This is a genomic window from Clostridium sp. LXY-7 (genome assembly GCF_056172015.1).
Window position 1 is genome coordinate 82,028 of the sequence record NZ_JBLLJL010000002.1, and the last position, 11,517, is coordinate 93,544.

Sequence of the window (11,517 nt, forward strand, 5' to 3'; positions counted from 1 at the left end):
AGAATTATATCCATATTTCCAAGTTTTAAACTTTGCAAATTAATTATTTTGACTTGTTTAAATTTTACATAATAAGGCATAATTAAAGGAAAAGTATAAAGGATTTAAAAATATTGGATATAGATTTAGGAGTGATATATATGAATTTTGGAACAGAGATAATAATTTCAGGTAAAAAAAAGTGGATAATTACAAGGCAGTCGTCAGGAATAGATAAGACGAAAGAGGCAATACTGAGAGCTTTTGGTGAAGGCTTTGAATATGTAGATGATGTAGATAGAGCAAATAATATTGATAAGTCAGACAATAAATAAATTAAAAACTAAGGTATATTAAAAATAGAGGACTTGATTACAGGTCTTCTATTTTTATATAAATCAAGTACGCAGTATTAGGAGTCAAGTACATGCATGGCTTTATAATGTTAACAAAATAGAATCAGCAGTAAGGAAACATTTAGAGGAATTAGATATAAAAATAAGAGTAACAACAAGAGCAGTAGATGTAAAAAAAGATGGTGGAAGAATTAAGGGAATTTATTTAAGTGATGGAGAGTTAGTTACAGGAGATGTGTTTATAGAAACGACAGGTTCCACAGGACCTATGGGAAATTGCTTGAGATATGGAAATGGATGCTCTATGTGTATTTTAAGATGTCCATCCTTTGGTCCTAGAATTAGTATAAGTTATAGAGCAGGAATAGAGGATATTAAGGGCGAAAGAGATGAAGATATTTACGGTGCTTTTAGTGGTTCTTGTAAATTGTCTAAGGAAAGCCTTTCTGAAGAAATATTGAAGGAATTAAATGATACTGGAGTGGTAGTACTTAAGGTCCCAGAAGAAGATATTAACGTAGATAAATTGAAGCAAAAGGTATGTCAACAATATGCATTAAAAGAGTTTGCCGAAAATATAGTATTACTTGATACTGGTCATGCAAAATTGATGACCTCATATTATCCTTTAGAAAAACTTCGAAAGATAAAAGGGCTTGAAGATGCAAAGTATGTAGATCCTTATGCTGGTGGAAAAGGAAATTCTATAAGATATCTTTCGGTTGCTCCTAGAACTAACGACTTAAAAGTATTAGGACTGGATAATCTATTTTGTGGCGGAGAAAAAAGTGGGCTTTTTGTTGGGCATACAGAAGCTATAGCTACAGGTTCACTAGCAGGTCATAATGCAGTAAGAAATGAGCTAGGTATGCCACTTTTAATTTTACCAAGATTGTTAGCTGTGGGTGATATAATTGCCTATGCAAATGAAAAAGTACAAACTGTGGAGGGAAGAAGAAATAGATATACCTTTGCAGGTTCAGAATATTTTCAGAGAATGAAGGATTTAGGAATTTATACTTTAGATAAAGAAGAAACATGTGTAAAAATTAAAAAGTTAAATTTAGATAATGTATTTAATCAAAAGCTTGTTTAATTTATATATGATACTTTATATAAAGGGAAGGGGAAGTAGTATATGTTTAAGATAACACTAGATCCTGGACATGGCGGCAAGGATAGTGGAGCAACTTATAAAGGCTTAATTGAAAAGAATATTGTTATGATAGTAGCAAATAAATGCAAACTTGAATTAGAGCGCCATGGAGTATCTGTTCAAATGACAAGGATCAATGATATATTCATTGATTTATCGCCAAGGGCAAATATGGCAAATGCAAATAAATCAGATTACTTTGTTTCCATTCACTGTAATGCAGGTGGCGGTGATAGAGGAGAGGTAATTTACTCTATTTATAAAGGCAAAGGACTAGAACTTGCCAATAAAATAGCCAATGAAATAAAAAATATAGGACAAATGCAAGTTAAGATTTACGATAGAATTGGGTCGGATGGTAGAGATTACTATGCTGTCATAAGAGAAACGAATATGGATTCCATAATAGTTGAATGTGCATTCTTGGACAATGAGATTGACAATAAAATCATGGATACTCAACAAGAACAAGAAACTTTTGGAATTGCAATTGCAAAGGGTATCTTAGCACAGCTAGGTATAAAATATATACCTATTAATCAAGTCCCTAATATAAGCAGTATAGTTGTATATAACAACGATGTAGACAAAAGAGCAGCAGATTATTTAGCGGATTATTTAGCAACTTCAACTATAAGCGGTGATACAGTTTTTGATTATAGTACAGTAGGAAAAATTTATGGTGTAGGTGGAGGAAGTTTTCCCTATGGAGCTATTTTAATAGTAGGTAGTGATAGATATGATACCATTAAGAAAGTATTGCAGACCATAGGGAAGTTGTAAATCTAATCAAATAAAACAAAACCATAAACAATAACCCTCTATTTTTTACAACGACCTCAGAGGTGCAGAAGAATTTGTAAACACAAAATCTTCTGCTTTAATATTTCAAAGGTTATGAGCAATTTGCTTCTTTACTTATGTATATTGTATTTTTTTATTTACCGCTTTTTAACTTTTACACTAAAAAAGCTTCTACAAAGCACCGAAAGAAGTTGTATATAAGTAACCTATGCAACTTCTTTTATTGTACATAAAATTTTAAATTTAACAATAAAATCTTTGACAGATAAAAATAAGTAGCATATACTGAATGTATGAACATATATACATATATACATACATTCAGGCGAGGTGATATATTAATGGATAATAATAAAGATATCTTTGATAATTGTAATTGTAACGTAATACATGAAGATGTGGTTAAAAAGGTTAAGGAAACTATTCCAGAAGATGAAACTTTATATGATTTAGCAGATTTATTCAAAGTTTTTGGGGATAGCACAAGAATAAAAATTATATGTGCATTGTTCCAATCAGAAATGTGTGTATGCGACATTGCAGCATTACTTGAAATGAATCAATCAGCTATATCTCATCAGTTGAGAGTTCTTAAACAAGCAAGATTGGTGAAATATAGAAAAGAGGGAAAGGTTGTTTACTATTCATTAGATGATGATCATGTTAAAGGTATATTCGATCAAGGGTTAGCTCATTTAAATGAGGGATAAAGAAATTTAGGGGGAGTTAGGGATGAGTAATAATAAAATTTCGAAGCCTAATGTTAAATCAAATAAACCATTACAAATAAAATCAGAATCAACTATTATAAAACCAAAGACAATTATGCAACTAAATACAATACAAAAGAAACCAGTTAGTAAGATAAAAAAGCAATTCATCTTAGAGGGTTTAGATTGTGCTCATTGTGCATCAAAAATAGAGACAAAACTTAATAGTATTGATGGAATTGATAGTGCTACAGTGAATTTTGTGACCAAGACTTTAACTATAGAATTAGAAGAAATTAGTAGAGTCAATGAGTTAGTTGCTGCATCTATAGAATCAATAAAAAAAATTGAGTCTCATGTAATCGTAAAAGAAAAGACAGTAGCAAAATCAAATAAATTAGTACTAATGTTAGAAGGTCTATGTTGTGCTAACTGTGCTGCAAAAATTGAAAGAGAAGCAGCTAATATTAAAGACGTATGCAGTGCGGTGGTTGATTTTGTAGCAAAGAAACTTATTATGGAAATTGAAAATAATAGCGATAAAGAAGCTATTATTGAAAATGCAAAAAAGGTTGTAAAGAAAATTGAGCCCGATGTAAAAGTATTTGTATTAGATGGAAATATTAACAAAAAACAGGAACATCCACATGACCATCATGGAGAAGGTGAAAATAATAAAGCTAAATTTGTAAGGCTTGGAATTGGAGCTGCAATTTATGCAATTGCTATAGCTTTTAATTTTGGTTTTTATGGTGAGTTAATATTATATTTAATAAGTTATTTCCTTGTTGGTGGAGAAGTATTGTTAAGAGCTTTGAAGAATATAAGAGGGGGGCAAGTCTTTGATGAAAACTTCCTTATGAGTATAGCTACAATTGGAGCTTTTGCTATTGGCGAGTTCCCCGAAGGTGTAGCAGTTATGATATTCTATCAACTAGGCGAAATATTCCAAGGTATGGCTGTTAATCATTCAAGAAAGTCAATAGCAGCACTAATGGACATAAGACCTGATTTTGCTAACTTAAAAGTCGGTGACGATATCAAGAAGGTATCACCAGAAGAAGTTAGTGTAGGGGACATAATAATTGTAAAACCTGGAGAAAAAGTTCCACTTGACGGTAGAGTAATTGAAGGAAACTCTATGATAGATACTTCTGCACTAACTGGTGAATCAGTTCCAAGAGAGGTAGAAGCAGGAGATAATATATTAGGCGGAGTTATTAATAAAAATGGACTTTTAACAATAGAAGTAGAAAAAGAATTTGGAGACTCAACTATTGCTAAGATATTAGATTTAGTTCAAAATGCAAGTAGTAAAAAAGCCCCAACAGAGAATTTTATAACAAAATTTGCTAGATACTATACACCTGCTGTTGTTTTCTCTGCATTAGCATTAGCTATACTACCACCACTTTTTATAAGTGGAGCAACCTTTTCAGAATGGATATATAGAGCGTTGGCTTTCCTAGTAGTATCTTGTCCATGTGCGTTGGTTGTATCTATACCACTTGGTTTTTTTGGAGGGATAGGTGGAGCTTCAAAAAATGGAATACTAGTTAAAGGTGGAAACTATCTTGAAGCATTAAATAATGTTGAAGTTGTAGTGTTTGATAAAACTGGAACTTTAACAAAGGGAATATTTAAAGTAACAGAAATAAAACCGCAAGATAATATTTCTAAGGATGAGCTTATTACTTATGCAGCCTACGCAGAGAGTTTTTCAAATCATCCAATTGCAACTTCTATTTTAAAAGCTTACGGGAAGGAAATAGCTAATGATTCAGTAGAGTATTATGAAGAAATATCAGGACATGGTATTAAAGTTATTGCTTTGGGCAAAGAAGTCTTAGCAGGTAATTATAAACTAATGAATAAAGAAAATATTTCTTATACAAAAGTAGAAACTATAGGTACCGTAGTTCATGTTGCTGTTAATAAAGAATATGCAGGTTATATAGTTATATCAGATGAGGTAAAAGAGGATTCAGCTAAAGCAATTAAAGATTTAAAAGCGATGGGCATTAAGAAAACTGTTATGCTTACAGGGGATAATAAAATTGTTGGAACTAAAATTGCTAAAGAACTAGGACTAGACGAAGTTTATTCGGAGTTATTACCAGACCAAAAGGTTGAAAAAGTAGAATTACTAGATAAAGAAAAGACATCTAAAGGTAAATTAGTATTTGTAGGAGATGGAATAAATGATGCTCCAGTTTTAGCAAGAGCTGATATAGGTATAGCAATGGGAGGAGTAGGTTCAGATGCAGCAATAGAAGCTGCTGACGTTGTTATAATGACAGACGAGCCTTCAAAGATTGCATCAGCTATAAAAATAGCAAGAAGAACAAGAGCAATAGTAATGCAAAATATAATCTTTGCTTTAGGAGTTAAAGCAATAATATTAGTACTTGTAGCTCTTGGAATGGGTACTATGTGGGAGGCTGTATTTGGCGATGTAGGAGTTACATTAATTGCAGTATTAAATTCTATGAGAGCAATGAAAATAGAAAAATAATGATAACAATTATGCAGTCATAATTTATGGCTGCATAATTACTATGGGAGTATATATGGATAATATAAATAATAAAAAATATATGATAAGTTCTTTAGAATTAATATATTTAATAACCAAAGAAAAAAGGCGCTCCGTTACAGAGTCACCTTTCAATGATGGGGTCATTTGAAATCTTAATTAGACAAACAAATAATATCATAAAATAGAAAGTATGTGTGTAGAAATACATCGAAAATACACTATTAACTATTGTTCACATAAAATACAGTGAATATTTTGGATTAGTATTAATAAAATTAATTATAATTTAGCAGAAGAAAATGGGAATCCTAGATTTTTTTATATAATTGGGAAAGGTATAAATATAATCATAGAGTACATAGTTAATGAATAGTATATTATAGTATTAATTTTTAGATGGTTAATTTGGCAGTTTGTAATAATCTCTTTTATGATTCAGATTATTTTAATTTTTTTGCGAATCATTCAGGAAATATTTTAGCAGAAGTTGAATTAATAGATTATGCCTGTGCTTATATAATAAATGATATATTTGCAATAGTAGCTGTAAAAGTTGATAGATTAGCAGAATTTCTTCAGGCAGTACCTAGTGTTAAATATATTGATAAAATTGATCCCTTTACTCTTCAAGAGAATTTCACTAGTGATATTTATACTTTTCAAGATACTGCGCTTTGCCCAATCTGTGATTTCAGTTGGCTATTGCAATCAGACTAATGATACTGCAGTTGCTGACTCTGGAAGAGGATTTAATGTTGGAGGACAGATTTCTCCACTAATTGTTGCTGGTGGATGTGCATTATTCTTAGAATGGGCACTTAAAGGATATAAAGGCGATGTAAATGTACAAAGTCTAAAGGGAATATTAGCTCAAACTGCAGTCAGAGAAAAGGGGGTTGTTTATCCACTTCCTACTTATGGATATGGAAGATTTGATTTAGAAAATGTATTTAAAGAGGTACGTTAATTATAAAAAATATTTTAAGTAGTAATTCTTCAGTAAAAAGATTGAAAATTGTACAGTAGAAAATTAAATATTAAAGCTTTACACAAAGGGAAGAACGTGGTTAACTAATAATGTATAATGTTCAAAAGTTTAGTAAAAATATTTAGTAGGGGTGCATTTTGATGAAAAAAGGGGATTTTTTATGGGGTTTTATACTTTTGGTTTTTGTGGCAATTTTAGTTGTGCCATTCTCAAGAGAAGCATTTATTGAAGTTACCCATACCTATCCGTATATGGGAGGGTTTTTAAAATTTGCTATTTTAGCCACCATGGGAGATATGCTAGGAAGCAGAGTTATAAGTGGTGACTGGAATATTCCAAGAGGAGTTTTTTGGAAGGCAACCATATGGGGAATTATAGGAATGGCAATAACACTTGTATTTTCTATATTTTCAGGAGGAATAATAGCGGCACAAGCAGAAGGCATGCTACCTTTTAAAGGAGTAACAATAGGACATGCATTTTTCACTAGTGCTACTATGAACATTACTTTTGCTCCAGTAATGTTTATCTTTCATAAATATACTGATATATATATAGACACAAAGTATGATAAAAGCGGTAGTAAAATCACTCTTAAAGAAATAACAGAAAAGATTGATTGGTATACCCTTGTAAGTTTCTCTATGCTTAAAACTATTCCATTCTTTTGGATACCTTGTCACACATTAGTATTTTTATTACCAGGTCAATACAGAGTGCTAGCTTCTGCATTTTTATCTATTGCCCTTGGACTTTTATTAGCAGTAGCTAAAAGATCTAAAAAATCAACATAATAAATACACATAACAATAACACTATCCTAACTGCTTAAATGTAGGTGAAGAGGATAGTGTTTTTTTATTAGAGATTTTTTGAATATTCTATACCCAATTTACTAAAGTATTCATATGAAATTTCTCAGAAAGGTAAGTATAGAGAATGATTAGCTGTATGAGCAATAAGAAGCCTAGTTCATCTATGACAATTTTTTTCAAAACTATATATTATTTTATGGAATATTTGTTATAATTGTTAGGTGTGATCCAATGGTGATTATTAAATCCAAATAGAGTACATTCAATAATAAATAAAATTATAAATATTTTAAGTTAGCATAGATTTTTAATTTTTATATATTTAGGGGGAAATATGAAAATAACGAGGGATAAAAAGTTTTATAAGATGCTTTTTAGCATATCATTACCCATAGCGATACAAAACCTTATTACCTTTGCTGTAAGTATGATTGACACATTAATGGTAGGTTCTTTAGGGGAAGTACAACTATCAGCAGTAGCAATAGCAAATAATTTGTTTTTTATCTTGACCTTACTAATGTTTGGGCTAGCTGGTGGCTCTAATATAATGATATCTCAATATTGGGGAAAAAATGATAGAAAATCTATTCATAAAATACTTGCAATAATGTATAGAGTTTGTATTGCAATTACTTTGATTTTTATTGGAATAGCAATATTTCTACCAAATAAATTCATGAGTATTTTTACCACTGATATAAATGTTATAGAGGCAGGAGCAAGTTATCTTAGAATCATTTGTATAGGATATATGTTTTATGCTATAACTAACTGCACAATTATGATGTTACGTTCAGTTAAAACGGTAAAGATTTCAATAATAGTTTATAGTATATCATTGCTAGTAAATGGTTTTTTTAACTGGGTGTTTATTTTTGGTAATTTAGGGGCTCCTACATTAGGGGTTAGAGGGGCTGCTATAGCTACAGTAATAGCAAGAGTTACTGAATTTATAATAGCTATGACCTTTATGGCCATATTTGAAGAAAAAATAAATCTTAAATTAAAGAATTTAATACATATAGATAAGATTATATTAAAGGACTATATATCTATTTGTATACCAGTGTTATTTAATGAATTGCTTTGGTCTACAGGAGCATCTATGATTTCAGTTATAATTGGTAGGATGGGATTCGTTGCAGCTAATAGTATAAATGTTGTTGCCCACCAGTTTGTAACGGTATTTATATTTGGGTTGTCTAATGCATCTTCCGTTATAATTGGAAATACCATAGGGGAAGGTAAAAAAGAAAAAGCTAAAGAATATGCTTCAACAATTGCAATTTTTAGTATTACCATGGGAATTATATCAGGAATTATTATATATTTAATAAGACCAATAGTAGTTGATTTTTATAATGTATCAGAAGCTACCAAACTGCTTGCTATGGACATAATGTCCGTGACATCTATAGTAGTTATTTTCCAAGCTTTAGGGGTAAACCTAATGATGGGAGTTTTACGTGGTGGTGGAGATGCAAAATTTGTTCTTCTCAATGATTTAATCTTTATGTGGTTAGTTGCTATACCATTAGGATTTTTAGCAGCGTTTGTATTTAAATTACCAGTAACTATAGTTTTCCTCATCATTAAGTGTGATGAAATACTAAAATCTTTAGTGGCTGTAATTAGAGTTAAAAGTGGAAAGTGGGTTACTGATGTAACCAGGGATTTTTCAGAAATAGAGGCGTAAATAACAATAATTATAGGACAGTGTCTTAAGAGGATTAAAATTTACTCTTAGGCAGTGTCCTTTAATTTTTATTATTTTTCATGTAATACATATTATCTCAATATGTATTATATATAAGTAATTATGTAAAGTAAGTATATTATGATAATTAAAGTTATATTAATAATAATGTGGAAGACATACAAGTAGAACTTATATAATTTAACAAACAATTATTAACAGAATAGATTTAAAGCTTGATATAAATTTATTATTGAAAGGGTGATGAGTCTATGTATACTCCGAAATCGGAAGTATTATTAAAAAAAGCATATCAAGGAGATGTGTTTATTCCACAAAATGCTTTCAAAAGTGTTAAAGCAGCCATTAATGCTGGTGGACGAATTATTAAGGTCTGCGCAATCGGTGATAGTGTGACAGAGGGAGCAGATGTAAGCTTACAGGCTAACAATGCCATAAATAGATTAGTTAATTTACTTAGGGATAGCATTGTAAATAAAGTTGATTTCAGAAACTATGCGGTAGGGGGAGCGGTATTAGCAGACTTTGTTGATAATAATTATATTAAGAGGCCGTGGAGCGAGGGAAGAAGATGGCAAGATGCAGTAATGGCTTTTTCACCTGATTTATTAGTTGTAGCCTTTGGTGTCAATGATGGAGCAAAACCCTATTTAGATTTTTATGAATATTTAAGAAGATTTCGCAATGAGTTCTTACGAAAAATACCTAACACATCAGTATTATTTATAAATAATACTCAAGATGTTCATGAAAAGAATAGAATATATTTAGAATGGATAGCTAAATCCCAGGTTTATTTCTGTAGAGAATATAAGTATCCATGTATAAATGCTAATAGGGTTTTCAATATACTTGGAAATGGAATAGATCTATATAGTTACATTGGAAAGCAACAACCAATGTACTTTGGTGAGTTCGTATCAGAATGGGATGTGACTCCTACTGTAGTCAGGACCTATAATTATCTGACTTTTACTGGCGATGGAAGCATAAGATATAAGACGCTGGCACAGAATATACAATTCAATGCTATAGTGGATATAACCAAATATCAATCTGTATTTCCAAGCAGATATGACCTTGGATTTAGAGAAAATTTTATTTTTGCTAATGTAATAGGCATAATTGTGAGAATGGTTATAAAGACTGATAAAACAGTAGATTTTTATATTTCTCATGGGGTAAAGGGTGTGTTAGCAGCTCAAAACTTTAGAGTGGGGTCTATTTTCGATTTAGAAATTAGATTTCATGACAATAGATTAACAATTCATATTGATAAAGGTCAGGTAATGGAGGCTATAATAAGTGATGCTGGATTTGAAGGGACTTTTTATCTTAGATCTTTTCAAGAGGATAACATATTGTTTAAAAATCCTGGTTTTCAATACACTCAATTTGAAGAGGGAGAACCTCTGTTTTCAGTAGAGGATTTATTGGGAGGAGTAGGAAATTTAGGAGGCAATGGTGTAAATCATTTACCAGACCATGCTTTTGGTCTTATATATCAAAGTGCAATTGAAAAGGTTGTTAGAGCAATTACACATTAAATTTAATAATAAAAATCAGAAGTTGAAGGTATTGAAATAAGTTTAAATAAAATAGAGTTCTCCATAAAATCCACATATATTTTTATTAGTATACTCTCATAGGGAATAATCCTTATAGTTAATATTAAACAGAGAGGTGTATTTTAATGAAAGTTTTAAAAACAGTAGGTACTTTGATGCTTGGTGCTGGAATACTTTTAGCAGGGCAAAACTTATTAAATATAAATGAGAATTCATCTAATGTAGATCCTGTGAATATATTTACTACATCAAATAAAGGATACTATGAGAGAGTAAGTGAAAATGGGGATAACATAGATAAAGAAAAGACGTATTTTGAAGAAATGTATAGACTTTGTCATGGCAATAATGGTAAAAATCAAGACTATAGAAACAATGGAATGATGAGAAATGGGATTTTAGATAATACTCCTTCAAGTGATCTCTAAATATACTAAGGATCTAAAAGAATTAATTTTTTAGGTCCTTAGTATATTACTTTTAAACTGTTTATCAAAATTGATTTGCTAAAGATTTTATTTAGTGAAAAAAGAGATAAGTACCCAAGTAATTAACTATTAAGGTACTTATCTCTTTTAATTATGGTTGGAAGATTTGCTTTCGCAACAACTAGAATCTCCTTTTTTAAACATAATAATTACCATAATAATCATCATTATTGGGCAAATGAATGGAGCTATTAGAGCTAATTTAGATGCAATGCTAGGGCTAAAGGATTTAATAAAAGGCAACATACCTATAATTAGAATTGGAAGCCCACAGCAAAGTATCATATGAAGTATATGTTTAAATCCTTTGTGCTTATTTGAATTATTGTTTTCATGACAACTCATTTAAAGTCCTCCTTATAAATAATAACTAAATTATAGGTAAGGAATGTGT

12 protein-coding genes are annotated in these 11,517 nt (G+C 30.5%); 11 read left to right on the forward strand and 1 reads right to left on the reverse strand.

The genetic code is table 11. From position 1 onward, the window contains the following. Positions 1-140: 140 nt before the first annotated feature. The 11 genes from ACI48Q_RS07415 to ACI48Q_RS07465 all read left to right on the forward strand — a co-directional run bounded on the left by ACI48Q_RS07415 (position 141) and on the right by ACI48Q_RS07465 (position 11,063). Positions 141-314: a hypothetical protein gene (locus ACI48Q_RS07415; protein ID WP_474918444.1), complete on the forward strand. Its 174-nt coding sequence runs from the start codon at positions 141-143 to the stop codon at positions 312-314. A gap of 58 nt (positions 315-372) precedes the next feature. Next, positions 373-1,431, forward strand: coding sequence for an FAD-dependent oxidoreductase (locus ACI48Q_RS07420; protein WP_474919502.1), 1,059 nt, complete (start codon positions 373-375; stop codon positions 1,429-1,431). Between the two features lie 42 nt (positions 1,432-1,473). Then, positions 1,474-2,274: an N-acetylmuramoyl-L-alanine amidase gene (locus ACI48Q_RS07425; RefSeq protein ID WP_474918445.1), complete on the forward strand. Its 801-nt coding sequence runs from the start codon at positions 1,474-1,476 to the stop codon at positions 2,272-2,274. A 362-nt stretch (positions 2,275-2,636) separates the two neighbouring features. Beyond that, positions 2,637-3,005: an ArsR/SmtB family transcription factor gene (locus ACI48Q_RS07430; RefSeq protein WP_474918446.1), complete on the forward strand. Its 369-nt coding sequence runs from the start codon at positions 2,637-2,639 to the stop codon at positions 3,003-3,005. 22 nt (positions 3,006-3,027) lie between these two features. Continuing rightward, positions 3,028-5,520 (forward strand): heavy metal translocating P-type ATPase, encoded by a 2,493-nt coding sequence (locus ACI48Q_RS07435; RefSeq protein WP_474918447.1) that lies wholly within the window; start codon positions 3,028-3,030, stop codon positions 5,518-5,520. Between the two features lie 429 nt (positions 5,521-5,949). Continuing rightward, positions 5,950-6,261, forward strand: coding sequence for a hypothetical protein (locus tag ACI48Q_RS07440; protein WP_474918448.1), 312 nt, complete (start codon positions 5,950-5,952; stop codon positions 6,259-6,261). Beyond that, entirely contained in the window at positions 6,188-6,511 is a 324-nt protein-coding gene (locus ACI48Q_RS07445) for a hypothetical protein (RefSeq protein WP_474918449.1), read from the forward strand. Before ACI48Q_RS07440 ends, ACI48Q_RS07445 begins: the two co-directional genes overlap by 74 nt. 161 nt (positions 6,512-6,672) lie before the next feature. Then, entirely contained in the window at positions 6,673-7,326 is a 654-nt protein-coding gene (locus ACI48Q_RS07450; RefSeq protein ID WP_474918450.1) for a hypothetical protein, read from the forward strand. 355 nt (positions 7,327-7,681) lie between these two features. After that, positions 7,682-9,046, forward strand: coding sequence for an MATE family efflux transporter (locus ACI48Q_RS07455; protein WP_474918451.1), 1,365 nt, complete (start codon positions 7,682-7,684; stop codon positions 9,044-9,046). Positions 9,047-9,318: 272 nt separating this feature from the next. Further along, positions 9,319-10,614 (forward strand): SGNH/GDSL hydrolase family protein, encoded by a 1,296-nt coding sequence (locus ACI48Q_RS07460; protein WP_474918452.1) that lies wholly within the window; start codon positions 9,319-9,321, stop codon positions 10,612-10,614. A 146-nt stretch (positions 10,615-10,760) separates the two neighbouring features. Next, on the forward strand, positions 10,761-11,063 hold the full coding sequence (locus tag ACI48Q_RS07465) for a hypothetical protein (RefSeq protein ID WP_474918453.1): 303 nt from the start codon (positions 10,761-10,763) through the stop codon (positions 11,061-11,063). 147 nt (positions 11,064-11,210) lie between these two features. On the opposite strand, the gene ACI48Q_RS07470 is transcribed toward ACI48Q_RS07465, so the two are convergent. Then, on the reverse strand, positions 11,211-11,468 hold the full coding sequence (locus ACI48Q_RS07470; RefSeq protein WP_474918454.1) for a hypothetical protein: 258 nt from the start codon (positions 11,466-11,468) through the stop codon (positions 11,211-11,213). Positions 11,469-11,517 lie beyond the last annotated feature (49 nt).

Bases quoted from the DNA above. Each gene is read 5' to 3' on its own strand.
- ACI48Q_RS07415 (WP_474918444.1), top strand. From the start codon at position 141: ATGAATTTTGGAACAGAGATAATAATTTCAGGTAAAAAAAAGTGGATA.
- ACI48Q_RS07425 (WP_474918445.1), top strand. From the start codon at position 1,474: ATGTTTAAGATAACACTAGATCCTGGACATGGCGGCAAGGATAGTGGA.
- ACI48Q_RS07430 (WP_474918446.1), top strand. From the start codon at position 2,637: ATGGATAATAATAAAGATATCTTTGATAATTGTAATTGTAACGTAATA.
- ACI48Q_RS07435 (WP_474918447.1), top strand. From the start codon at position 3,028: ATGAGTAATAATAAAATTTCGAAGCCTAATGTTAAATCAAATAAACCA.
- ACI48Q_RS07450 (WP_474918450.1), top strand. From the start codon at position 6,673: ATGAAAAAAGGGGATTTTTTATGGGGTTTTATACTTTTGGTTTTTGTG.
- ACI48Q_RS07455 (WP_474918451.1), top strand. From the start codon at position 7,682: ATGAAAATAACGAGGGATAAAAAGTTTTATAAGATGCTTTTTAGCATA.
- ACI48Q_RS07460 (WP_474918452.1), top strand. From the start codon at position 9,319: ATGTATACTCCGAAATCGGAAGTATTATTAAAAAAAGCATATCAAGGA.
- ACI48Q_RS07465 (WP_474918453.1), top strand. From the start codon at position 10,761: ATGAAAGTTTTAAAAACAGTAGGTACTTTGATGCTTGGTGCTGGAATA.
- ACI48Q_RS07470 (WP_474918454.1), bottom strand. From the start codon at position 11,468: ATGAGTTGTCATGAAAACAATAATTCAAATAAGCACAAAGGATTTAAA.